The organism is Spirulina sp. CS-785/01 (genome assembly GCF_028330525.1).
Taxonomy (GTDB): domain Bacteria; phylum Cyanobacteriota; class Cyanobacteriia; order Cyanobacteriales; family Spirulinaceae; genus JAQMSD01.
Genome location: NZ_JAQMSD010000329.1, coordinates 1 through 23,194 on the forward strand (window position 1 = coordinate 1; position 23,194 = coordinate 23,194).

A 23,194-nucleotide genomic window follows, 5' to 3' on the forward strand; every position below is an offset into this window, starting at 1 on the left:
GGTTGGGAAGCCTTCATTTGCTCAAATAACTAGGTCAAAAAACGGGGTCAAAAAACGGGATGGAATGAGATTTAAAAGTTAGTGGAAATGGCTTGGACGGGGCAAGTGGGGATACATTGTTCGCAGACCACACAGCGCGATCGCGTGAATTGCAGTTGGAAGGTTTTCGGGTCTAAGGTTAAGGCTTGGGTGGGACAAACCCCCGTACAGAGGCCACAATCAACACAGGTGTCTTCATTGATTGTAATTTCTTGACTGGCCAGTGACACATTAATATCTTGCGATCGCATCCAATCTAACGCCGCATCCAACTCATCAATATCCCCCAACAACTCCACCACTAGCTTCCCCACTTGATTGGGGGCTACTTGGGCGCGAATAATATTGGTGGCCACATTAAAATCCTTGGCCAAACGATAGGCGATCGGCATTTGAATAGTTCGTTTGGGAAAGGTAAGAGTGACTCGCTTTTTCATAAATTCGCCTCCTCGCTTGCATACCTTGATCGAACAGGCAACCGTCCGAGACTGGCAACAAACTTGTTACATTAAGTTAAAGATGTAATCCAGCCATTAAGACCAACCCCGATGACAGAACACCCTGAAACCTCCTCTGGACTTCCGCGTTCACTCCGTAATTTTATTATTGCGGGGGTTGCTGTTATTTTAGCGATTGCCCTCTTTATTGGGTTAAATACCGAAACCGGAGAAGCGAATTTAGAAGTACAAGCTGAACAAGCCACACCTCTAGAGGTCGCCCTAGACAACTCGAAGCCTACTTTTTTGGAGTTTTACGCCAATTGGTGTACCAGTTGCCAAGCCATGGCCCAAGAATTGCAAACCCTGAAAAACGAATACGGAGAATCGGTCAACTTCGTGATGCTTAATGTGGATAATACCAAATGGTTGCCCGAAATCCTACAGTATCGCGTGGATGGCATTCCCCATTTTGTCTATCTCGATGGGGACGGAAAAGCGATCGCGCAAACCATCGGCGAACAACCGAAATCAGTCCTCGAAGCCGATTTACAAGCCCTCATCGCCGAAAAACCCCTCCCCTACGCCAACGCCACAGGCCAAACCTCAGCCTTTCAAGCGAAAGTCAAACCCAAAAACGATGATCCGCGCAATCATGGGGGATAGCACACACCCCACTCACAACCTAACGAAAAACCGTTAAGCCTCAACCACTTGCGCCACTCTCTCCCGCACCACCTTGGCAGGGGGAGCAGTGGCTGGTACATTTCCCTTGAGGAACTCCGGATTAAAGCGATAACCCACATTACGCACCGTTTGAATAATACTCGGTTGTCGGGGGTGCGTCTCCAACTTCTTCCGTAAAGACAACACATGAGTATCAATCGTGCGAGGATTATCAATAGCATCGGGCCAGGCCCGACGTAACAACTCCGAACGACTCAACGGCTTTCCCTCCGCTTGCGCCAACACATAGAGCAAACTAAACTCTTGAGGAGTCAACTCAATAAACTCCCCATTCAAATGCACTCGACGCTGTACTAAATCAATCCGTAGCGCGTCATAATCGAGATATAACGGCGCATTCGCTACCCGTAACCGTCGCAGTAAGGCTTCCACCCGAGCTAAAAACTCTTGCATCCCAAACGGTTTACTTAAATAATCATCCGCACCTGCTTTAAACCCAGCCACAATATCACTTTGATTCGTTCGTCCCGATAACATCAAAATCAACGATTGTCGCTGCTGATAAAGCCACTCACAAAGTTCTAACCCATCCCCATCAGTGAGATCGGAATCGAGAACCACTAAATTCGGTTGACGAACCGACAAAATCGCCTTGGCTTGTTGAAGATTGGCAGCGAGTTGAATACAGTACCCCGCTTGCTGTAAATGCCAACCCAAGAGCGATCGCAAGTGAGGATTCCCTTGAATAATCAGAATCTGGACTAAACCCACGTTAGCTTTTTCCCCTTGCAATGAGTGGCTTTTAATCTAGCACGCCCAAATGTCAAGATGTTGTAACACTTGCTACTGAGGTTGACCCCAGTTTTCGGTCATGCTAGGGCTGTGATCTAACTCCTTGCCCCACCCAAATTGTTAAACTATGTTTAAAATAAGGAAAAAAAATTCTGGGTTTTCGTCATAAGGAGAGAAAGAGAGAACTAAAAACGAATTCTCATCTCTTGATCCCCAGCCTTGATGCGCCAAGGTGGTCGTCAACCCCCACAAGAAACATCGTTTTTTCTCGTCAAAATTAACACTGTTTTTGACCGTTTTTCCTGTCGCGTTCTGTTTCTAATCATGCTAACTGACACACACTCAATCCGCTACTACCAGCGACTGACCGACGCATTGGTAGAATTATGGAATAGGGGCAATCGTTTGACCGAAATGCAGATTTATATGGAAGGCTACATTGCGAGCTTACATCATACCCAAGCCCTCGAACCCCATAAAATTCATCGTTTAGAGGAAGAAGTATTCCGCTTTTTGCGCGATCCCTCAAATTTTGAATTAGCCACCCCCCAACCCGAAACAGAACGAGATTATTTTTAATCCGGGTGGGTGAACATTTTCTTTGTCCCCTGAACAGCAAGCCCCCATGAGGTTCAACTTCATGGGGGTTTTAGTGATATCAGCAGTCAGCTATCAGTTGTCAACCCGTTGAATGCTTACCCATTCTTGGTCACAAATTAACCCATTGTTAACTCAAAGTTTCAAGGGAGTTTGAAAAGATCAAGAAAAATAGAACTGGCCACCGTATATTCTGCGCTTAATCCCCAGAAGCATTGGCTCAGGATAGCCAGTCCACAGCCTCAACACTGTTGAACCTCCATGAGTTCCCTGAAATTGCCACCCCACCGTCCAGCCCCCCAATCCCGTCAGTCCATTCCCTTGACTACCCTGTGTCAAGAACGAGTGATACAGAGCTTCTTAGCCTTAGCTGCGGCAATTCCTGTCTTAATTTCCGTGACGATTTTAGGGATTTTTCTCTACGAAGCCTTTTTTTTCTTTCAAGATGTCTCCTTCTGGCAATTTTTCACCGATACAGAATGGACCCCCTCTTTTTCTTCCCGAAAAGTAGGCATCGGAGTGTTAGCCAGTGCCACCCTGATGATTGCCCTCATTGCCACCCTTTTTGCCATTCCCTTTGGAGTCCTAGCGGCCATTTATCTCCATGAATACGCCCCTCCCCTCCTGCGTCGTATCCTCAAACCCACCTTAGAAGCCCTCTCCGGGATTCCCACCATTGTGTATGGCTATTTTGCCCTCTTATTCGTCACCCCCCTCTTACAAGACGGTTTTGCTAGGTTAGGCAACCTCCCTCTCATTGGCGGGATGATGCCGGAATTAGACGGATTTAATGCTTTGAGTGCCGGATTGATGACAGGGGTTCTCATTGCGCCTATTATTTCCTCCATTAGCGAAGATGCGATCGCCAACGTCCCCCAACAACTCCGAGAAGGAGGCTATGCCCTCGGCTTCACCAAACGGGAATTAATCTGGCGCATCCTCCTCCCCACCGCCTTTCCAGGGATTATCGCCGCCATCACCCTCGCCGCCTCCCGGGCCCTAGGCGAAACCATGATTGCTGCGATCGCAGCCGGCCAAAACCCCCAACTCACCCTCAACCCCTTCATCACCGTCGAAAGCATGACCGCCTTTATCATCCAAGTCAGTTTAGGCGATGTCCCCGCCGACTCCTTTATTTTCCATGCCATCTTCACCGTCGGCTTTGTCCTCTTTTTAATCACCCTCTCCCTCAACTGGTTAGGTCATTGGCTCGTCCGTCGCCATCAACAAATTATGACCGGAATGGCCATTCCCACCGCCGAAATCTCCGCCACCGAACTGGAACAACCCGCCCCTCCTCCCCCCTCCGTCTCCCTCCCCAAACTCGCGCCTAACCGCCCTGATCAACACTTTGAGCAATCCTTAAACCGACGGGATAGCCGCGATCGCCTTTTTGTCGCCTTCACCTTCCTCGCCGCCCTCCTAGGCATCATCATGTTTGCCACTCTCCTCTTAACCATCCTGCAACAAGGACTCCCCAGCCTCGATTGGCAATTCTTAACCCGTTTTCCCTCCCGTCGCCCCGAAGATGCCGGAATCTTTGCCGGACTCATGGGAACACTCTGGCTACTGGGCTTAACCGCCCTCTTTGCCTTTCCCATTGGCATCGGGGCCGCCATTTACCTCGAAGAATACCTCCCGAAAAATTACGCCAGTTACCTCCTCGAAATCCATCTCGACAACCTCGCCGCCATTCCCTCCATCATCTATGGCCTCCTCGGCCTCGCCATTTTTGCCCGCACTTTGAGATTCATCACCGGAGGGGCCAGTTTACTCTCCGCCGCCCTCGTCTTAACCGTCATTGTCCTCCCCCTCGTCATCATCACCACCCGGGCCGCCCTTCGTTCCGTCTCTGATACCCAACGACAAGCCGGGTATGGCGTAGGTATGACCCGTTGGCAGGTCATTTATCATGTGATTTTACCCACCGCCCTTCCCCGTATCCTCACCGGAATGTTACTCACCTTATCCCGGGCCATTGGTGAAACTGCCCCCCTCATCGCCATCGGGGCCGCCGCCTTTGTTCCCGTCGCCCCGGCCTTGTCTCTCGAAGGGTTACAGGGAGGCTTTACCACCCTCACCACACAGATTTTTTATTGGGTCTCGCGGCCAAAGGTGGAATTTCATAACCTCGCGGCAGCGACCATTTTAGTTTTAGGGGGCATCGTTTTAGGCATGAATATTCTTGCCGTCTTGTTACGGGATTTTTATCGTTCACATCAGAAAAAGGTTTTATGACTACACAATCCGTATGGGGGTCTCCCAGCAATCCCCAGCCCCAACCGTCTATCTTTTCCTTAGAGAATGTCGGCGTAACCTACCACGGAACACCTGCCATCCAAGGGGTGACAATGGACATTTATCAAAACCAAATTACCGGCTTTATTGGGCCGTCGGGGTGCGGGAAAAGTTCTCTGTTGCGTTGTTTTAACCGCTTAAATTCCCTCATTCCTGACACCCAAGTGATGGGGAGGATTACTTTTCATGGCCAAGAATTAAAACAGATGAATCCGGTGTCCCTCCGTCGTCGCATTGGTATGGTTTTTCAACGACCTAATCCTTTTCCTAAGTCGATTTACCACAATATTGCTGTGGGGTTGCGGGTGAATCACTACAACGGCAATATTGATGAACGGGTTGAACAGTCTCTGGCCGCTGTGGGGTTGTGGGAGGAGGTGAAGAATAAACTGCACCACAATGCTTTAGAATTATCAGGTGGACAACAACAGAGACTCTGTATTGCTCGAACTTTGGCCTTGAATCCAGAAGTGATTTTAATGGATGAACCCACGTCATCTCTTGATCCCATTTCTGCGGGGCGAATTGATGATCTGTTGATGGCCATGAAACGGCATTACACCATTATCATTGTCACCCATAATCTTAAACAGGCTGCCTTAATTAGCGATCGCGTGGCCTTTTTTAATGTCGAAACCATCCCCAACCGCAACCATGTCGGTCGTCTCGTCGAATATGCCCCCACCCTTGATATCTTTGTCCATCCCAGTCAACCCGCCACTTGGGAATATGTCATTCCGGGGTCTCGCTATGCTGGATAAGCCATGCTGGATAAGGAATGCTGGATAAAACCTCCGGGCTGAGAGTCTCTCTCAGTCCAAGGCAACCGCAACACTCAACCCAGTGAGGAAAGCCTTTTTTTCACCGAATTGCATCGTTGGCCACAATTTGGCCAAACTTCTTATCAGCGAAAATCGCCTTTTAAGGCTAAAATTTAAATATTTTACCCCAATCAATACGAATTTAAATATTTTAAATAAATGCTTTTTTAAAGAAACCATAACAGTGTAAAGTAAAAATATTTCTCATTTACTTTCCCTTCCTTAAAATACCCAAACCTTTTCTTTACCTCACTTTAACCTATCATTAACGTTGTTTTATTTGACAAAATAAACCAAATTACAGTAACTATAAAAAGGCTTCCCTTTTTTGCAAAAAGCAAACGGAAGCCCAACCTGAACGACTGTCCAAAGAAGACCCTATATCAAGAACTGACCAGAGGATTGTATGACATTACGCAGATTACCCATTCGCTTATTTTCGTTAGGTCTGGCACTGGCACTGGCTGCCTGTACCAGTTCCGCCCCCACAGGAGAAGAAGACACCGCCGCTTCTGACTCCGGAGACGGTGGCGAAGCCCAACTAGAAGGAGACGTACAAATTGATGGGTCAAGTACCGTCTTCCCCATCTCCGAAGCCATGGCCGAAGAATTCATGGCCGACAACCGAGGAGCAAGAGTCACCGTCGGCGTTTCCGGTTCTGGGGGTGGGTTCAAGAAATTCTGTGCGGGTGAAACCGACATCTCCAACGCCTCACGCCCCATCAAAGAAACAGAAATTGAACTTTGCGCCGAAAACGGCATCGAATACGTAGAAATTCCCGTCGCCTATGACGGAATTTCCGTCATCGTCAACGATGAAAACGACTGGGCCGAATGTCTTGCCCCCGACCAATTAGGGATGATGTGGGAACCCGATGCAGAAGGAGAAGTCAACAACTGGAATCAAGTCAAAGACGACTATCCCGACCAAGAATTAAGTCTCTACGGGCCTGGGGTGGACTCCGGGACCTATGACTACTTCACCGAAGCCGTTGTCGGTGAAGATGGAGAAAGTCGCGGTGACTACACCGCCAGTGAAGACGACAACGTGATCGTCCAAGGGGTACAGTCCGACGAAGGGGGACTCGGTTTCTTAGGGTTTGCCTACTTCGACGAAAACCGCGACACCCTGAAAGCCGTCTCCGTAGAAAACTCCGCAGGCGAATGTATCCCCCCCAGTCGGGGCAGCATCGCAGATGGGACCTACAACCCCTTATCTCGCCCCATCTTCTTCTACGTGAAGAAAGACTCCCTCGAAAACAACCCCGTTGTTGCCGCCTTTGCCGAGTATCAAATTTCTGCGGACAACAAAGACCTAATCACCGAAGTCGGCTACATTCCCTTACCGGAAGAAATCGTGGACAAAGCGATCGCTCGCCTTGAGGACGGCACAACCGGAAGTATCTTTGAAGGGGGAACATCCATCGGCGTAAAACTGGGTGAAAAACTCTAATTAAAACCCCGTCAATGAAATAGGTTTTGGGACAAATTCCCAGCCTATTTTTTCCCCACAGCCCAAGCTGAGAACGTTTTTAACCCATACGCTTCCTCATCTTGGGTTCTTTTTAACTCTCGTAACAGCAAGTGATACCAACCAAGTACCAAACAAGATAGATGGCCGTTGACCTACCTTCTGCAAACTCAGCCCTCTGGCAACCCAATCGGAAGCGGAGTAAAAGAGTTCAATTTATAGTTAAATCCATATTCGCACTGTTTGCCATTGTCTCCATTGCCACCACAGCAGGCATTGTCCTCACACTCATCTATGAGACGATCGCATTTTTCGGAGAAGTCTCCATCATTGACTATCTCACCGATACCAAATGGACTCCTTTGTTCCAAAGTCAAAAATTCGGCATTATTGTCCTGATCAGTGCCACCTTCTTAACCTCTGGCATTGCCATCATAGTCGCCCTCCCCCTGGGCCTCTTATCCGCCATTTGCTTGAGTGAATACGCCAGCCCAGAAGTCCGGAAAGTCCTCAAACCCATCCTCGAAATCTTGGCCGGAGTCCCCAGTGTCGTTTATGGGTACTTTGCCCTCCTGTTTGTCACTCCCCTCCTACAAAGTTTATTCGCTTGGTTTGCAACCTTTCCCGTGATCGGTCTCGCAGTCCCCGAATTAGAAGGCTTTAACGCCCTCAGTGCCGGAATTGTACTAGGGATTATGATCACCCCCTTAGTGGCCTCCTTGAGTGAAGATGCCATTTACTCCGTCCCCCAAAGTTTACGGGATGGGTCCTATGCCCTAGGGGCAACGAAGCGAGAAACCGTGACACGGGTGGTCTTACCCGCCGCCTTATCCGGAATTGTATCTTCCGTGATTTTGGCAATTTCCCGGGCCATTGGAGAGACAATGACCGTCACCTTAGCCGCCGGACAAAATCCCCGTCTCGGCTTAAACCCCTTTGTCCCCGTGATGACCATGACTGCCTTTATTGTGCAGGTGAGTTTAGGAGACACCCCGGCAGGTTCTCTCGCCTACAAAACCATTTACGCCGTAGGGATGACCCTATTCCTCCTCACCTTAGTCCTCAACCTCTTTAGTTTTTGGTTCGTCCGTCGTTTCCGAGAAAAATACGAGTAAATCGATCTACCTGTTTTGTCCAAATTAGCCTAACGCTGCCGTAGTTTATGACCACTCCAGACTCCCAAACTTTTAACAAGGATCAAAGCACCCAAGAGCAATACTTTACACCCAATTTATCCGGACGCTATAAATGGGACACGGTTTTTGCTAGCTTCACTTGGTTAGCTGTAGGTCTCTCAGTTGTAATCTTAGCCGTCCTACTGATCAGTGTGGTATGGGACGGTTTTCCCCGTCTAGCCTCAGACTTTTGGGGCTTTTTAACTAACTTCCCTTCCCGGAAACCAGAACAAGCAGGGCTACTCTCTGCCCTCGTTGGCACCGTTTGGGTAATGATCACCGTGGCCATTTTTGCCTTCCCCATTGGCGTAGGGGCCGGGGTGTATCTAGAGGAATTTGCCACGGATAACTGGTTCACCAAACTGATCGAAGTCAATATTAATAACCTTGCCGGAGTTCCTTCGATTATTTATGGGTTATTGGGTTTACAGTTATTTGTGCGTTTCCTAGAACCCATGACGGGAGGACGGAGTATTCTGTCCGGTGCGCTAACCCTCGCTTTGTTAATTCTTCCTATCATTATTGTCGGGACAAGGGAAGCTCTACGGGCCGTTCCCGATAGTATCCGTCAAGCCGGGTTTGCCCTCGGTGCAACCCGTTGGCAAGTCATTTGGGATCAAGTCTTCCCTATTGCTATTCCAGGGATTCTCACCGGAACAATTTTGGCTCTCTCCCGCGCCATCGGGGAAACCGCACCCTTGATTACCATTGGGGCATTAACCTTTATTTCCTTCCTCCCGGAAAATTTACAGTCCCAGTTTACTGTCCTCCCCATTCAAATTTATAACTGGGTTTCTCGCCCACAAGCAGGATTCCATACTAATGCCGCCGCAGGGATCATTATCTTGATGGTGGTTCTCTTGGCTATGAATGGCTTGGCCATTTTCCTCCGCAATAAATTCCAGAAACGGGGCTAATTCTAGGTTCTGGATTATTAGTTTTTTGTTTTTTGTTGTTTATTTGCATTAATTACACATTGAAAAGGTAAAACCATGACTCAAGTGTCATCTTCAACTGAATTAGTTACCGAAGCCGTCCTCCGGGCCCAAGGGGTAAAGGTTTACTACGGAACCAACTTGGCCGTCCGGGATGTGACGTTAGATATTCCCTTTAATAAAGTGGTGGCGTTTATTGGCCCTTCGGGGTGCGGTAAAAGTACCATTTTGCGCTGCTTTAATCGGATGAATGATTTGGTAGCCAGTGCTAGGGTAGAAGGGAAAATTACCTTCCACGGGCGGGATTTATACGCCAGTAATATTGATCCCGTGGAAACCCGGCGACGGATTGGTATGGTGTTCCAAAAGCCTAACCCTTTTCCTAAGTCAATTTTTGAAAATATTGCCTTTGGGGCCCGGATTAATGGGTATAAGGGGGATATGAATGAATTAGTAGAAGACTCCCTGCGTCGGGCGGCACTTTGGGACGAAGTGAAGGATCAACTACAAGAGAGTGGTTTAGCCTTGTCTGGGGGGCAACAACAACGGTTATGTATTGCCCGGGCCATTGCCATTGCCCCAGAAGTGATCCTCATGGACGAGCCTTGTTCTGCTCTTGACCCTATTTCAACTTTAAAGGTAGAGGAATTGATTCAAGAGTTAAAACAGCAATACACAATTGTTATTGTCACCCACAATATGCAGCAAGCGTCACGGGTGTCTGATTTAACAGCGTTTTACAATGCAGAGGCCACCGAAGGGGGAAATAAGGTCGGTTATTTAGTGGAATACGATCGCACGGAAGTCATTTTCCAAAACCCCACCCAACAAGCCACCCAAGAATACGTCAGTGGACGATTTGGCTAAACCAACATACAAAACAGGAAAAAGGGCGTTATAGAGCGTCCTTTTTTTGTTTTTTGTTGGTTGTTGGTGAAAAAGGGAATAGGGAATAGGGAATAGGGAACAGGAACAGGAACAGGAACAGTAATTAATTAACAACTATCAACTCGTCATTGCACCCAAATATAACTCACCCACCTTCGGATCATCGAGTAACTCTTGGCCTGGGCCTTCAAAACGATCGCACCCTGACTCTAAAACATAACCGCGATCGGCCATAGCCAAGGCTTTCTTCGCATTTTGTTCCACCAACATAATCGCCACCCCCGACTCATTAACTGCCTTAATCTGATCTAACACCGTCGTCACCAACATGGGGGATAAAGCCGCCGACGGTTCATCCAACACCAACAACTCCGGTTCTAACATCAACGCCCGTCCCATAGCCAACATCTGCCGTTCTCCCCCCGATAATGTACCCGCCTTTTGTTGGCGACGCTCTTTGAGACGGGGGAACATTGTATAAATCTTCTCTTTCAGGGAACGCAGCGAAGAATGGAGAATAAACGCCCCCATCTCCAAATTTTCCTCAATAGAGAGAGAGGGGAACACATTAGACAACTGGGGAACATAACACATCCCCCGTTGCACAATATGATTCGACTTTAGCCCCCCAATATTTTCCCCCTTAAAGGTAATCGTCCCCTGACGGGGAGTGAGTAAGCCAAAAATCGCCTTTGCCAACGTAGATTTTCCTGCCCCATTAGGGCCAATAACTGCCACCAACTCACCAGGATACACCTGGAAATTCACCCCTTGGAGAATATCCAAGTCTTTAATATAACCCGCATACACCTCCTGAACATCGAGAAGCGGAGTAGCAGCAGCAGAACCTTTCACATCAGATATGGGGGGGACAGAAGACATAAATTAATCGCCCAATTAAGGAACACTTCCTCTGCAATGATACCCTGTTGGGTTAGTCCCATGAAGTCACCCCTGTGACCGTGGGGCAAAAAAAAGCGCGATTTCTGGTTTCATCGTTAGCTGTTCACGAACCGCTATGAACCCTTTAGGCATTTCGTACAAGGCAAACTATTGCCCTGTACAATCTGCAAGATAATACACAACGGCATTCAGCACACCAATAGACCAAGCATGGATACTCAATTAATACAACTGACCTTGAATGGCATCGCAGTAGGCAGTATTATTGCCCTCGCAGCAGTAGGACTCACCCTCACCTATGGTGTATTGCGTTTAGCCAACTTTGCCCACGGGGATTTTATGACCGTTGGCGCTTACTTGTCCTTTTTAGCCAATAGCTTGGGCATCAATATTTGGCTCTCCATTCTCTTAGGGATGGCCGCTACCGTCGCCTTTAGCATTTTAGGTGAAAAAATCATCTGGTCGCCCATGCGGAATGTTCGCGCTAGTTCCACCACTTTAATCATCCTCTCCATTGGCTTAGGCATTTTTCTGCGTAATGGCGTAATTTTAATTTGGGGGGGGAGTAACCAAAACTATAATGTCCCCGTCATGTCGGCCTTAGAGATTGGGGGATTAAGAATTGCCTACTATCAACTCCTCGCCATTGCCTTCGCCATTCTCGCCATTTTAGGCTTACACCTCCTGTTACAATACTCCAAAATCGGTAAAGCCATGCGGGCCGTGGCAGATAACGTGGACTTAGCAAGAGTAACCGGGATTAATGTAGAAGGAGTCGCTAATTGGACTTGGGCGATCGCAGGGGCTTTAACCGCCCTCGGTGGGGGAATGTATGGTCTCATCACCGCCGTCCGCCCCAATATGGGCTGGTTTCTCATTTTACCCATGTTTGCGTCCATTATTTTAGGGGGCATCGGCAATCCCTACGGGGCAATTGTAGGAGCGTTTGTCATTGGTATTGCCCAAGAAGTGAGTACCTATTTTCTCCCCACCGAATATAAACTCGGTGTAGCACTGGTGATCATGGCCTTAGTGTTATTAGTTCGCCCCCAAGGGATTTTTCGCGGCACGTTGTAATTGGGTTCAAGAATCAATAAGCACGTTGGTTAGCAAAAAGAGGCAATGAATTTAAAGCAAGTCGTCCCCTTGGGATTTGGTGTCGTGTTTGGAGTGGGGATCATTACCACCCTCTTGTCAGAAGTCTCAACCAATCAACTGTTTGAGGCTAATCAGTGGGTGAGTCATACCTATGAAGTCAAAAACCAATTAACGACTCTAGAAGAAGCCGTTACAAACGCCTTAACGGGAGAGCGAGGTTATCTGTTGTCAGGAAACCAGAAACTATTACAACCTTATCAAAACGCGAAAGAGGAGGTTAATCTCCTACTCCCTCAACTCAAGGAAGAAGTGGCGGATAATCCCACCCAATTGGACAATATAGCCCAGTTAGAAACCCTCCTACCCCGCTATTTTAATCAGTTAGAACAAAGCATTGAGCGACGGCAAAGAACCGTTAACGCGGAAACTCAGTCCTCATTGTACTTTTCCCAAGACGTTGCTCAATTAGCAGAGGACATCCGTTCCCAAATCCAAACCATGTTACAAATTGAGGAGGATTTATTAGAGGAACAACAAGCGGAAGCCCGACGGATTCGCGTCTTCGTGAGATTCGTCTCTTGGGGGGGCTTGCTGGTAGTGCTTGTGGTGGGTGCGGTGCTGGTTTGGTGGATTAATCAATTTGTGGTGCAATCCATTAATGATCGGGTTAATGCCATTGTCTCCTCTTCGAGTCAAATCGCCGCCATCATTGAACAGCAAGAACGCACCCTCAGTCAACAAGCGGCCTCGGTGAATGAAACCACCACGACTATGGATGAATTAAGCTCATCCTCGCAACAGTCCTCTAAACAAGCAGAATCAGCCTCCCAAGCGGCACAACAGGCGTTAAATTTAGCCGAAGAAGGCAATCAAGCCGTTTCCGAGACAGTCCATAGCATGGAAGAATTACGAGAACGGGTGGAGGCCATTGCCGAGCAAATTGTCCGTCTCAGTGAACAAACGGCCCAGATTGGCAATATTTCCCAATTGGTGAGCGATATTGCCAATCGCACCAATATGTTAGCCCTCAATGCAGCAGTAGAGGCGGTGCGGGCCGGGGAAAGTGGCCAAGGATTCTCGGTGGTGGCCACTGAAATTCGCAAATTGGCGGATCAGAGCAAACAATCGGCAGAGCGCATTAATAGCTTAGTGCAACAAGTCCAAACCTCGATTAATTCCACGGTGATGGTGACGGAAACGGGAACAAAAACCGTGGAGTCGGGGATGCAAGTCACCCAAAAAACCACAGAAGCCTTTGAGGGGGTGACAGACGCGGTGAATAATGTTGTTTTGAGTAATCAACAGATCGTCCTGAACATTAAACAACAGGCTGTTGCCGTACAACAAGTGTTAGAGGCGATGAACCAAATTAACACCGGGGCTAGCGAATCTGCCCAGGGAATTAGCCAAACCCAACAGGGAACACAACAACTCAACCAAGCGGCTAAAGCGATTCAAGCCTTGATTTCTTCTACCTCCTCGTGAGGTATTGCAGTTTCATTCCTTCACTGAATTAAAACTTACATTATGGTTGGATATCTCATTTCACTGATTATTTTTACAGGTACATTTACCCTGTTTAGTCTGGGGTTAAACCTGCAATGGGGGTTTACCGGGTTAATTAATTTTGGCCATGTGGGCTTTTTGGCCATTGGGGCCTATACTACGGTACTCTTAACGGGGGATTTTCATGTCCCTTTAATTGTCGCGTCTCTCATTGGGGGAGGATTGGCGGCTATTTTGGGGTTATTAATTGGTTTTACGACTCTACGCTTGCGAGAAGATTATTTGGCTATTGTCACCATTGGGGTTTCTGAATTAATCCGTCTCATTGCGTTAAATGAAGAATGGCTGACCAATGGACCGAATGGGGTGTATGGGTTTCCCCTTCCCCTTGAGGATTTTTCCCCCAATCTCCTCAGTAAAATGGTCATGGTGGTGATTTTGACGGGGCTGTTAGTCTTGGCCTACTGGCGGATGTGGCGATGGTTGTTACTGCGGTTACGGGGAAAGGAGCAAGGACAACTTTTGCAAAATGCTGGCTTGGTTGCGGGGTATGTCCTCACGTTGATGTCGTTGTTGTATGGGGTTGGGGTTGCTGCTAAAAATATGAAGGAGGCGGAAACTTTCTCACCTCCAATTTTAGGGCTTTTCTTGGCGGTGTCTTTAATTATTGTGGTGGGGGGGTATATTGTGTTGGCCCGGTGGCTGTTTCCCCGTCTCCAGAATTGGCATTATGGGGCAAATTTGGTGTCGGTGTTGGGGGTTTCGGGGTTTGGGTTGTGGCTGTATGGGGCTGGTATTAGGGGCATTTTTGATTATGATTACCGAGTGGGGTTAATGCTCATTTTACTGCTGACGTTGGCGTTAGTGTATTGGCGGTTAGAGTGGTTGGTGCAGTCGCCTTGGGGCCGGATTTTGAAGTCGATTCGGGAAGATGAGGAGGTGGCTAAGGCGTTAGGGAAGAATGTGTTTTGGTATAAGTTACAGTCTTTGATGTTGGGGGGTGCGATCGCAGGAATTGCTGGCTCGTTTTATGCCTGGCAACTCACGTTTATTAATCCCGATGGCTTTAAACCTCTCGTTACGTTCCAAGCCTGGACTATTGTTATGTTAGGAGGGGCAGGGAATAATATTGGCACGTTGTTAGGGGCGACGATTTTCTGGGGTTATACGACGATCACCCGGTTTATCCTCAAAGATATTATTCCCCTGGATGATGCGCGGTTAGGGGCGTTTCGTTTAATGATTATTGGTTTAATTCTGGTGGTGCTGATGTTAACCCGGCCTCAAGGGATTTTAGGGAAGAAAGAGGAGTTAACTTTGGGACGTTAGATAGTTGATAATTGATTACTGTTACCTTGTTCACAAATCACCTATCAATAGTGGGCAAGATGCCCACAGTCCAAAGATGATACGATTTAGGAGTGGGAGCGTCTCGCTCCCTATTTTTTATTAAGCATAATCATCCGGATTTCATAAAACTAGGCATAAGAAACCCGGTTTCTAGGCCAACCAACAACCAACACCACTTAAAAAGGGTTATCTAGGGAAAAACTAGATAACCCAAAATTTATTGTTTTCTGATATTTGGCTTTTAAAGGACTAAATTAAACCCTCAACCCTTACGCCATTGCACCAACGGGAGTTAAACGATGAGGGAGATGCGTTGCGTTGGGTTCACTGGGAACTTCACTAGGGGTAAACTTTTTATGATCCGCAGTTGCCGTATCTTTCTCTAAGGGGTCATCTGTCGCTTCTGACGGCCCCGTTTCCTGGGGGTCTCCATCTTCGCTGACTTGTAACTCTTTACAAGAAATGGTGTCTGAGAGAATGGCACTGGCCATCATTCCCGTATGAATCTCTAGGAGACCTGCTGGTAGGGTTTCAAAGACTAAACGCTGTCCAGGAAAAACAACCCGTTCAAAATACCAGTTGGGGATATTGGTGATGCGAGCAATTTGAATTTGACTGGTTGCGTTGACATAGCAGCAGAGGATAGGATTGCTGGCGTTATTCGGGATGGGATCGAAAATCTGTGCCATAACTAAAGAGGAAGTTTGCTTATACAAAGTTTACTATTACGTTTTTTAACGTAACATTGACTAATCTCCAAATGCTGTAAACAAGACTACCAATCTTCTTGTTTTGCAGGGAATGCAGAAACTTGCCTGCAAAAAAGTATGATTTTTTACGAAATAATTAAAGATTTCGTTAAATTCACAGAGAATGATATCTCAATGGGCGAATTTAACGGAAAAGCCTCCAACAGAAGCAAAAATCCTTCAAGTTAAGCGGTTTCTGAGCCAATATAGTTGGGGAGCAACGGGATGAGGAATTTTTGGAGGGAAGTCTAGGTAAACCTGTTTCCCCAGAAAGATTGATAGTTAGCGGATGATGGCGTTAAAGTTAAGTTATGTGAACTATTCTGAGAACTTATACCGCCGTTGCATCCTGTCTCGCTGACCCCTTTGAGAGAAATATCCCTCTGTCAGAGGATTACAGCGTTTTAGGTTATCCCGTTACACTAATGAGCAACATCAATCCAGTCTCTATAAAAAAAATTAACAATGAAACCTGTAGATAAAATCCTCTATGTTCGTCTTCCCTGTAACCCCATTTTTCCCATTGGGGTGGTGTATTTAGCGGATCACCTTCACAAGGTCTTTCCTGAGCTAGAACAGCGCATTTTCGACCTAGGGACTGTTCCCCCTTTGGAGTTTGGACAAGCTCTAGACCGTGCCATAGATGACTTTCAGCCCACCTTACTGGTCTTTTCCTGGCGTGATATTCAAATTTATGCTCCAGTGGGAGGGAGAGGAGGCAACCCCCTACAAAATGCCTTTGAATTGTACTACGGGAAAAACCCACTCATTCGCCTACGGGGGGCAATTGGGGGGTTAAAGGTGGCCACGGCCTACTATGGGGAATTGTGGCGCAACCGGGGCTTAATTCAACGAGGCTTGAAACGCGCTAGCCGCTACAATGACAAGGTGAGAGCCGTTGTGGGTGGGGGTGCAGTGAGTGTGTTTTATGAGCAGATGCAGAACCTCCTGCCGAAGGGGTCTATTATTTCTGTGGGAGAGGGTGAACCGTTGTTGGAGAAGCTCTTACGGGGGGAAGATATTCACAGTGAACGGTGTTATGTGGTTGGGGAAACGCAACCGCGCGATCGCATGATCCACGAAGCCCCCACCTCCATGGAAAAAACCGCCTGTAACTACGACTATATTCACAGCATCTGGCCCGAATTCCCCTACTATCTCCAAGAAAGCGACTTTTATATTGGAGTCCAAACCAAACGGGGATGTCCCCACAACTGTTGTTACTGCATTTACACCGTCGTCGAAGGGAAACAAGTCCGCATCAACCCCGCAGACGAAGTGGTGAAAGAAATGCGACAACTCTACGATCGCGGTATTCGTAACTTTTGGTTTACCGATGCCCAATTTATTCCCGCCAAGAAATATATTGATGATGTGGTGGAATTGCTGCAAAAAATCTATGATTCCGGGATGCAGGATATTCACTGGGCCTCCTATATTCGGGCCGACAACCTCACCCCGCAACTCTGTGATCTGATGGTGAAAACCGGGATGAATTATTTTGAGATCGGCATTACCAGTGGGTCCCAGGAGTTAGTGCGGAAAATGCGTATGGGCTATAATCTCAAAACCGTCCTGCAAAACTGCCGAGACTTAAAAACCGCCGGATTTAATGATCTTGTTTCCGTCAATTACTCGTTTAATGTCATTGATGAAACCTTTGACACCATTCGGCAAACTATCGCCTATCATCGGGCATTAGAAGACATCTTCGGGGTGGATAAGGTGGAACCCGCGATCTTTTTCATTGGGTTACAACCCCATACCCACCTAGAGGGATATGCGTTAAAAAATGAGGTTTTAAACCCGGACTATAATCCCATGAGTCTCATGCCTTGGACAGCCCGTAAGTTATTATGGAATCCTGAGCCTTTAGGGTCATTTTTCGGAGAAGTTTGCCTAGAAGCCTGGCAACAAAACCCCAATGATTTTGGCCGCGAGGTGATGAAGATTCTGGAAAACCGTTTAGGTCGCGCTCCCTTAGAAGATGCCCTGAATGCTCCTATGGCGGAAAAAGCGGGGAATTTAAGGAAGGAAATGGCGGCGGTGAAGTAAACCAGAAACCGAGAAGATCAGAAACCGGGTTTTTGTACAAAATTGCTCTTTTTTGCCCATAATTGAGAGGAGAAACCGGGTTTCTAGACCATGGGTTAGTCAACACCGAGAAGATAAGAAACCGGGTTTCTGTACAAAAGGTCTAAGTTTTCCCGATAATGGGAAGGAGAAACCCGGTTTCTGAATCCTGATTACTGGTAACAGATTACTGATTACTGGTAACAGATTACTGGTTACTGATTACTGATTACTGATTACTGTTATCCATGCTCCAAGGATCGATTTTACAAAAACTAGCCAAAGCCCATCAACAGGGCAACACTGCCTTAAATTTGGGTGTATATTATAAAAATACTTTAATTTCTCTGTGTCATGCCCTCGAAGATTTTATTTTAGAATCCGAGAGTCAACCCATTGTGATTGCGGCCTTTCAACAAGGGAAATGGTATTTACAAGAAGCGGAGCGTTATGGGGAATTAGCCCAAAACTCCTCTGATATTGCTATTATGGCGACGTTGGGGGCAGGATTTTCGGAGCATTCCACCACTAATTATGAGAATAATTATGAGAATGTGACGTTAGTGAATTTACCTGAAGATGACCCGGTGGCGCAAGAATGGCATTTGATGATCTTGTCGCCGAAATACACAGCGATGGTTCTTTGTCAAGAGTTATCCCTGGAAGATTATGGTCCGTCTGGACAACCGGAAAACGACTTGGAGCGTAAGTTTTACGGGTTTTGGACCTTTGAACCTGCGTTAGTGCGGGAAACGGTGGAACTGGCGATCGCGCATCTCCAAGCCTATGATCCTACCCTAGGCGAAAAGCTCTCTGGACAAGTGGAGCGCATGATAGCCGAGTTTGGCCATTGTCAACGGGATGATTTAAATGCAGTCGTGTCCAAAGTCGTGGGGTATTTACAGGACGGCCATTCTGATCGTGAGAAGGGAGCAACTGGGGTGTTTACTTCTGCGTTGCAGGATAACTTAATGTCCAACGAGATGCAAGCCTTTCTCCGCATGGCCCAATTAATTGATCAAGCCGATGCCACTAATCCTAACGCAGCGTCGGAAGTTGCGTCCTTATCTGAGGCCATGGGACAAATTTTAGATTTACCGGCCTGGCAGATTAAACGGTTACGGTTAGCAGGGTTATTGCACCGTCTGGCCCCTCTCAAGGGGGCAACCGAGATGACTCCCCTCAAGTCCAAACCTCAACAGGAGATGCTAGCACAACAAGGCTTATTGCCCAAGGCTTCGGTGTTGCGAGTCATGCCTCAATTACAGGCGATCGCTAAGATTATCACCCATCAAAGTGAACAATGGGATGGCTCAGGACAACCAGAAGGCTTATCCTATGATGACATTCCCCTAGAATCCCGTATTATTGCCTTAATCAGTGAATTTCAGCAACAAGTCACCCAATACCAAAGCCAACAACAGGATAACCCCTTGGCTCAAGCCTTAGCCCACTGTGAAGCAGAAGCCGGGAAACGGTTTGACCCCAAATTAGTGGAAAGTTTAACCTTATTGGTGATGGGATTACAACAGGGAATGAGTATTGAGTTTAGTCAGCCTAAAATTGCCTCTGGGATTTGGTTATTGGATGAAACCGAACAAGAGATGGAACAATTAGTAACAAGCCAAGAGTAATTATTTTAGTTTGAGCAATGGGATCATGGATATTGAAGCAATTCGTCAAGGAAAAGAAAAAGAGCTTGCGGGCATTGATTTAGAAGATGAAACCCTAGCAGGATGCTCATTAGAGCGCGTTAACTGTGCCGGAGCGAATTTAGTCGGCACTGATTTTTCCCACTGTAACCTACAGGGAGCAAGGTTTGACGGGGCGAATTTATTGGGGGCTGTATTCAAACGCGCCGACTTACGGGGGAATTTCCTCGGTGCAAATTTAATGCAAAGTGATCTCAGTGAGGCCGACTTACGAGGGAGCAATTTGCGTGGCAGTAATTTGATGGGGGCGAAGTTAACCAAAGCCTCCTTCGCAGGGGCGTTTTTGAGTGGCGCGAATTTAAGCGGAGTCAACCTGCAAGGGGTTGATCTCCGAGGGGCCGACTTACGGGGAGCAAATTTAAATAATGCCAACTTAAAAGGGGCAAATTTGGCGCAAGCGGACTTACATGGGGCAAATTTAAGTGATACCAGTTTAGAGGAATGTGATTTACGGGGGGCGAATTTAGCCGGAGCAAGTTTAGTGGGGGCGAATTTGCTTTGTGCGGAGTTAGCGGGGACGAATTTGGAGGGGGCAAATTTAGACCGCGCTTGTGTTGTAGGGACGGAGATGGAGCGAGTGTAACTCCTCTGGTTGGCTGTGTTCTACAATAGACGAAATTGACTATTACAGTAGATTTAACAGGGGGCGAGCAGAAATCTTCAAGAAAAGTCAAACCCCTCCCGAATGGTGTTTAACTATAATCAATGGTTTAAAAGCAAAGCCTATCGCCAGCAACTTTGCCAAGACCTTGGCGGCCAATTTAATGACAATGCAACCAAAGAAGTTTCCTCTAGAGGAGGGGGAAGTTCTTTTGACAAAACTGATTTTGATGGGTCTCTCCAACTACAAGACCTATTCCGCAAATGGAGAAAATTGTTGCAACCCGCAACCTATACAAAACTGGGTCACTACTGGAAGAAATTTCAAGGGGGTCGCCAAATGAAAGTGCTGGAAAGATGGAAAAGTATTGATGACCCACAAATGCAAAAAGTGTTTGATGATCCCGAAATTGCCGAACTCTCAAAACAATTATTTGGAGAGATTTTGAAACCCCAAGGTTAATTAACCTTGGTGGAATAACAGGCCAAATTTGTAAGTATTGAAGCTAAAGTCCAGGCATAAATGGGATATCCGTCGTCCCCATATCCACCCCCAACTGAGAATTTATGATACAGTTGAACCGCATTTTAATGACTCGGTTTGCGAACGAATAGACCTTTTCAGTCTTCGCTTATAAGTGATTTTGGTCTATTTGCGATCGCTCTGAAAAGCTCGATAATACTCCAGATCATCATACAAATGACAGTGAGTCACAATTTCCTTTAACATCTGTAAAGAAAATTGTTTTTCTTTGCAATATTGTCCCCAATTCTCCCGAATGCTCTTATAGGCCGCACGCAAATTATAAGAAGGAATGGCGGTGGTAATGTGATGGGGAATGTGAACATTAATATCATGGCAGAGCAGTTCAACCCATGCTGGATATTCGCAATGAACAGTTCCCTCTAACTGCGCTTTCACGTCCTGCCACTCTGTATGAGGAACAAAGGGAATTTCAGGATCAGTATGATGTACGAGGGTAAAGGTACTCATCCAGAAATGAAAGACCAACCAAGGGATGAGCCAAAATTTCACAAATCCCCACCATCCGGTTGCAAGGATCAGAATTGGAAACGCGATCGCAACACTCATAAGGGTGACTAAAACTGAAAACTTGACCTGATTGCGATTTTTGCCCTTGAGTTGTTGCCAATTAAAATGGATAAAAAACCAATGGGCAATGGAAGCTAACCACCAAAACCATCCTCGCGTCACTTGATAACCCCATTGCAACGGACGGGGAAAGGTCTCGTAATCCTCCGGCTTAAAAGGAGTCCACGCATTGTCAATATCTATGTTATTGGTATGTTGGTGATGCTGGTTGTGGAAAATGCGCCAACTATGAAACGGATACAACAGGGGAAGAAACGCTAGATGTCCGACCCAATTGTTCACCCACTTACGCTTGGCAAAAGAACGATGGCCGCAGTCGTGACCAATCACAAACCAACCTGTAAGCGCAGTCCCGGTGAAAAACCACGAGAGGGGCAAAAAATACCAAGGCAAAAGCGCGATCGCAAAATATCCAACCGCCACAGCAATCACACTCATCGTAACTTGTAACCATGCCTTGCGCCGATCTTGCTGAAACACTTCTTTGGGTAACGTTTTAACAATATCTCGCAAGCGTAACTCTGTAATTTCTGACGAAATCAGCGAAGGGTTCGAGGGAATTTTGGTTGCTGTCATAATTTAGAGAATGAACGGTCGTGGAAACTGTCACGTTTGCGCTTATCGGTCAGTTGGCTTGCGCAGATGAATATTTGACTCGAAGTTACAAACCGACAAGCGCAAGATACCAACCTACCACAAGTTCGACCGTTAATGGTGAGGAATATTCTTGTTTAATCGCCAACATTCAGGGTTAAAATAAGACCTAAACCGCTTACTACCAAGGGATAAACAATATCAGAATGCTTCCCTCTTTTCCAAGATTTTCTGTATTAAACTAGGATTTTTTAACCTAACGGTATAACTTACAGTAAAATAACCTTAGATCAAGTCTCAATCGCTTATGACTTCCCAAGAACCCACAGAAGCTAACCAAACTCCCAAACCAGAAACCGAAAACAACCCAGAAACCGAAAACAACCCAGAAACCCCGTCTTTTGGATTTAATCAGTATGCTGAAAAAATCAATGGGCGTTTTGCGATGATCGGTTTTTTAATCTTAATTCTTCTGGAAATTATCACCAATCAAGACCTCTTTACGTGGTTAGGATTAAGATAAACAGTAACCCCGTAAAACGAATCTTCTGTTCTGTGTATTTCCTCTAAACAAGAGACATTTTGGGGGTCATATTTAACCCTCAAGAGAGATCAACGTTCACTCATTACCGAGTCAGGAACAGGAACAGAGGATAAATTTAATCTAGTTTTTAACTGTTGCGTCCGTAATAACTCCGTAAAAGTCAACACAGAACGCCCTTCTAGCTTGGCAATAGCTTCAATGCCATTCAGGAGGGCTTCTGCCGCTTCTGGGCTATTGTAGCCCCGTCTGAGCGCGACTTTGATCGCCGCTTCATCCGCCTCAATTTCCCGTTTGGGACTGCGAAAACTGCGCCAGAGTTGCCGAAAGGCCAGACCTGTTAACCCTCCAGCCACTAACACCCCAACAGCATCCCCTTGGGTAATTTCGACTATTGTTCCTAATGTCCCCACTAGGGTAGCCCCTTGGTATAAGTCCGGTTGAAACCATTTAATTTCAATCAGCCAAGACACTTCTCGTAAGAGGATTAAATCACGATGCGATCGCCGCAATTCTCGCCATAAATCAAAATTAATATAAATCGGACGGCTATTCCGCTTCCAAGGAACAGGAAACGGCGTTTCAATCACCTTAGTTTGTTGGGGTTTATGCTGTATCTTCGTCAACATTCGCCCCGACGCTGGCATTAAATCCCGAAGTCTCTGAATTTCTGCATCTGGATTCATTTTTTTTTGTTGTTGGTTGTTGGTTGTTGGTTGTTGGTTGTTGGTTGTTGGTTGTTGGTTGTTGGTTGTTGGTTGTTGGTCAAAAAGGGAACAGGGAACTCCGGAACAGTAAACAGTAAACAGTAAAC

General features: G+C 46.9%; 22 protein-coding genes. 16 read left to right on the forward strand and 6 right to left on the reverse strand.

The window, feature by feature from the left end; genetic code table 11:
- Nucleotides 1-71: 71 nt before the first annotated feature.
- Complete coding sequence (locus PN462_RS21725) at nt 72-476, reverse strand: NIL domain-containing protein (RefSeq protein WP_272130946.1); 405 nt, start codon at nt 474-476, stop codon at nt 72-74.
- Nucleotides 477-587: 111 nt separating this feature from the next.
- Between PN462_RS21725 and PN462_RS21730 the strand changes: the two genes are divergently transcribed.
- A complete protein-coding gene (locus PN462_RS21730; protein ID WP_272130947.1) occupies nt 588-1,142 on the forward strand; it encodes a thioredoxin family protein in 555 nt (184 codons plus the stop codon).
- Between the two features lie 33 nt (nt 1,143-1,175).
- Here the strand turns inward: PN462_RS21730 and PN462_RS21735 are convergent, their stop codons facing one another.
- Nucleotides 1,176-1,934 (reverse strand): response regulator transcription factor, encoded by a 759-nt coding sequence (locus PN462_RS21735; protein WP_272130948.1) that lies wholly within the window; start codon nt 1,932-1,934, stop codon nt 1,176-1,178.
- 345 nt (nt 1,935-2,279) lie between these two features.
- On the opposite strand from PN462_RS21735, the gene PN462_RS21740 reads away from it, so the two are divergent.
- The 7 genes from PN462_RS21740 (at nt 2,280) to pstB (ending at nt 10,119) form a co-directional block, all read left to right on the forward strand.
- Nucleotides 2,280-2,534, forward strand: coding sequence for a DUF6761 family protein (locus PN462_RS21740; protein WP_272130949.1), 255 nt, complete (start codon nt 2,280-2,282; stop codon nt 2,532-2,534).
- Nucleotides 2,535-2,813: 279 nt separating this feature from the next.
- The gene (pstC, locus tag PN462_RS21745; RefSeq protein WP_272130950.1) at nt 2,814-4,790 is read left to right on the forward strand and encodes a phosphate ABC transporter permease subunit PstC; all 1,977 of its coding nucleotides are present in this window, start codon (nt 2,814-2,816) and stop codon (nt 4,788-4,790) included.
- A complete protein-coding gene (locus PN462_RS21750; protein WP_272130951.1) occupies nt 4,787-5,611 on the forward strand; it encodes a phosphate ABC transporter ATP-binding protein in 825 nt (274 codons plus the stop codon). The genes pstC (PN462_RS21745) and PN462_RS21750 overlap by 4 nt, the downstream gene beginning before the upstream one ends.
- Nucleotides 5,612-6,077: 466 nt before the next feature.
- The gene (locus tag PN462_RS21755; RefSeq protein ID WP_272130952.1) at nt 6,078-7,124 is read left to right on the forward strand and encodes a PstS family phosphate ABC transporter substrate-binding protein; all 1,047 of its coding nucleotides are present in this window, start codon (nt 6,078-6,080) and stop codon (nt 7,122-7,124) included.
- A gap of 161 nt (nt 7,125-7,285) precedes the next feature.
- Nucleotides 7,286-8,257 carry a phosphate ABC transporter permease subunit PstC gene (gene pstC / locus PN462_RS21760; RefSeq protein ID WP_272130953.1) on the forward strand — a complete coding sequence of 324 codons (972 nt, stop codon included), beginning with the start codon at nt 7,286-7,288 and terminating at the stop codon, nt 8,255-8,257.
- Between the two features lie 47 nt (nt 8,258-8,304).
- The gene (gene pstA / locus PN462_RS21765) at nt 8,305-9,234 is read left to right on the forward strand and encodes a phosphate ABC transporter permease PstA (protein ID WP_272130955.1); all 930 of its coding nucleotides are present in this window, start codon (nt 8,305-8,307) and stop codon (nt 9,232-9,234) included.
- Nucleotides 9,235-9,309: 75 nt separating this feature from the next.
- Entirely contained in the window at nt 9,310-10,119 is an 810-nt protein-coding gene (gene pstB, locus PN462_RS21770; protein WP_272130956.1) for a phosphate ABC transporter ATP-binding protein PstB, read from the forward strand.
- A gap of 138 nt (nt 10,120-10,257) precedes the next feature.
- Here the strand turns inward: pstB and PN462_RS21775 are convergent, their stop codons facing one another.
- Complete coding sequence (locus tag PN462_RS21775; RefSeq protein ID WP_272130957.1) at nt 10,258-11,022, reverse strand: ABC transporter ATP-binding protein; 765 nt, start codon at nt 11,020-11,022, stop codon at nt 10,258-10,260.
- A 231-nt stretch (nt 11,023-11,253) separates the two neighbouring features.
- Between PN462_RS21775 and PN462_RS21780 the strand changes: the two genes are divergently transcribed.
- The 3 genes from PN462_RS21780 to PN462_RS21790 are packed head-to-tail and all read left to right on the forward strand — an operon-like array spanning nt 11,254 to nt 14,976.
- The gene (locus PN462_RS21780; protein WP_272130958.1) at nt 11,254-12,120 is read left to right on the forward strand and encodes a branched-chain amino acid ABC transporter permease; all 867 of its coding nucleotides are present in this window, start codon (nt 11,254-11,256) and stop codon (nt 12,118-12,120) included.
- A 45-nt stretch (nt 12,121-12,165) separates the two neighbouring features.
- Complete coding sequence (locus PN462_RS21785; RefSeq protein WP_272130959.1) at nt 12,166-13,626, forward strand: methyl-accepting chemotaxis protein; 1,461 nt, start codon at nt 12,166-12,168, stop codon at nt 13,624-13,626.
- Nucleotides 13,627-13,668: 42 nt separating this feature from the next.
- A complete protein-coding gene (locus PN462_RS21790; RefSeq protein ID WP_272130960.1) occupies nt 13,669-14,976 on the forward strand; it encodes a branched-chain amino acid ABC transporter permease in 1,308 nt (435 codons plus the stop codon).
- A 290-nt stretch (nt 14,977-15,266) separates the two neighbouring features.
- Here PN462_RS21790 and PN462_RS21795 read toward each other — a convergent pair whose 3' ends face one another.
- The gene (locus tag PN462_RS21795) at nt 15,267-15,686 is read right to left on the reverse strand and encodes a DUF1830 domain-containing protein (RefSeq protein ID WP_272130961.1); all 420 of its coding nucleotides are present in this window, start codon (nt 15,684-15,686) and stop codon (nt 15,267-15,269) included.
- A 525-nt stretch (nt 15,687-16,211) separates the two neighbouring features.
- Here PN462_RS21795 and PN462_RS21800 point away from each other — a divergent pair.
- From PN462_RS21800 to PN462_RS21815, 4 genes are all read left to right on the forward strand, one after another.
- A complete protein-coding gene (locus tag PN462_RS21800; RefSeq protein ID WP_272130962.1) occupies nt 16,212-17,801 on the forward strand; it encodes a photosystem II high light acclimation radical SAM protein in 1,590 nt (529 codons plus the stop codon).
- A 266-nt stretch (nt 17,802-18,067) separates the two neighbouring features.
- On the forward strand, nt 18,068-19,453 hold the full coding sequence (locus PN462_RS21805) for a DICT sensory domain-containing protein (protein ID WP_272130963.1): 1,386 nt from the start codon (nt 18,068-18,070) through the stop codon (nt 19,451-19,453).
- A 25-nt stretch (nt 19,454-19,478) separates the two neighbouring features.
- Nucleotides 19,479-20,114 (forward strand): pentapeptide repeat-containing protein, encoded by a 636-nt coding sequence (locus PN462_RS21810; RefSeq protein WP_272130964.1) that lies wholly within the window; start codon nt 19,479-19,481, stop codon nt 20,112-20,114.
- A gap of 102 nt (nt 20,115-20,216) precedes the next feature.
- Nucleotides 20,217-20,594 (forward strand): hypothetical protein, encoded by a 378-nt coding sequence (locus tag PN462_RS21815; protein WP_272130965.1) that lies wholly within the window; start codon nt 20,217-20,219, stop codon nt 20,592-20,594.
- Nucleotides 20,595-20,780: 186 nt separating this feature from the next.
- Here PN462_RS21815 and PN462_RS21820 read toward each other — a convergent pair whose 3' ends face one another.
- Nucleotides 20,781-21,821, reverse strand: a complete 1,041-nt coding sequence (locus PN462_RS21820; protein ID WP_272130966.1) for a fatty acid desaturase — start codon at nt 21,819-21,821, stop codon at nt 20,781-20,783.
- Between the two features lie 325 nt (nt 21,822-22,146).
- Here PN462_RS21820 and PN462_RS21825 point away from each other — a divergent pair, with 325 nt between their 5' ends.
- Nucleotides 22,147-22,362 carry a hypothetical protein gene (locus PN462_RS21825; RefSeq protein ID WP_272130967.1) on the forward strand — a complete coding sequence of 72 codons (216 nt, stop codon included), beginning with the start codon at nt 22,147-22,149 and terminating at the stop codon, nt 22,360-22,362.
- 89 nt (nt 22,363-22,451) lie between these two features.
- Here the strand turns inward: PN462_RS21825 and PN462_RS21830 are convergent, their stop codons facing one another.
- Complete coding sequence (locus PN462_RS21830) at nt 22,452-23,066, reverse strand: DUF3318 domain-containing protein (protein WP_443029254.1); 615 nt, start codon at nt 23,064-23,066, stop codon at nt 22,452-22,454.
- Between the last annotated feature and the right edge of the window lie 128 nt (nt 23,067-23,194).

Bases quoted from the DNA above. Each gene is read 5' to 3' on its own strand.
- PN462_RS21725 (WP_272130946.1), bottom strand. From the start codon at position 476: ATGAAAAAGCGAGTCACTCTTACCTTTCCCAAACGAACTATTCAAATG.
- PN462_RS21730 (WP_272130947.1), top strand. From the start codon at position 588: ATGACAGAACACCCTGAAACCTCCTCTGGACTTCCGCGTTCACTCCGT.
- PN462_RS21740 (WP_272130949.1), top strand. From the start codon at position 2,280: ATGCTAACTGACACACACTCAATCCGCTACTACCAGCGACTGACCGAC.
- pstC (WP_272130950.1), top strand. From the start codon at position 2,814: ATGAGTTCCCTGAAATTGCCACCCCACCGTCCAGCCCCCCAATCCCGT.
- PN462_RS21750 (WP_272130951.1), top strand. From the start codon at position 4,787: ATGACTACACAATCCGTATGGGGGTCTCCCAGCAATCCCCAGCCCCAA.
- PN462_RS21755 (WP_272130952.1), top strand. From the start codon at position 6,078: ATGACATTACGCAGATTACCCATTCGCTTATTTTCGTTAGGTCTGGCA.
- pstC (WP_272130953.1), top strand. From the start codon at position 7,286: ATGGCCGTTGACCTACCTTCTGCAAACTCAGCCCTCTGGCAACCCAAT.
- pstA (WP_272130955.1), top strand. From the start codon at position 8,305: ATGACCACTCCAGACTCCCAAACTTTTAACAAGGATCAAAGCACCCAA.
- pstB (WP_272130956.1), top strand. From the start codon at position 9,310: ATGACTCAAGTGTCATCTTCAACTGAATTAGTTACCGAAGCCGTCCTC.
- PN462_RS21775 (WP_272130957.1), bottom strand. From the start codon at position 11,022: ATGTCTTCTGTCCCCCCCATATCTGATGTGAAAGGTTCTGCTGCTGCT.
- PN462_RS21780 (WP_272130958.1), top strand. From the start codon at position 11,254: ATGGATACTCAATTAATACAACTGACCTTGAATGGCATCGCAGTAGGC.
- PN462_RS21785 (WP_272130959.1), top strand. From the start codon at position 12,166: ATGAATTTAAAGCAAGTCGTCCCCTTGGGATTTGGTGTCGTGTTTGGA.
- PN462_RS21790 (WP_272130960.1), top strand. From the start codon at position 13,669: ATGGTTGGATATCTCATTTCACTGATTATTTTTACAGGTACATTTACC.
- PN462_RS21795 (WP_272130961.1), bottom strand. From the start codon at position 15,686: ATGGCACAGATTTTCGATCCCATCCCGAATAACGCCAGCAATCCTATC.
- PN462_RS21800 (WP_272130962.1), top strand. From the start codon at position 16,212: ATGAAACCTGTAGATAAAATCCTCTATGTTCGTCTTCCCTGTAACCCC.
- PN462_RS21805 (WP_272130963.1), top strand. From the start codon at position 18,068: ATGCTCCAAGGATCGATTTTACAAAAACTAGCCAAAGCCCATCAACAG.
- PN462_RS21810 (WP_272130964.1), top strand. From the start codon at position 19,479: ATGGATATTGAAGCAATTCGTCAAGGAAAAGAAAAAGAGCTTGCGGGC.
- PN462_RS21815 (WP_272130965.1), top strand. From the start codon at position 20,217: ATGGTGTTTAACTATAATCAATGGTTTAAAAGCAAAGCCTATCGCCAG.
- PN462_RS21820 (WP_272130966.1), bottom strand. From the start codon at position 21,821: ATGACAGCAACCAAAATTCCCTCGAACCCTTCGCTGATTTCGTCAGAA.
- PN462_RS21825 (WP_272130967.1), top strand. From the start codon at position 22,147: ATGACTTCCCAAGAACCCACAGAAGCTAACCAAACTCCCAAACCAGAA.
- PN462_RS21830 (WP_443029254.1), bottom strand. From the start codon at position 23,066: ATGAATCCAGATGCAGAAATTCAGAGACTTCGGGATTTAATGCCAGCG.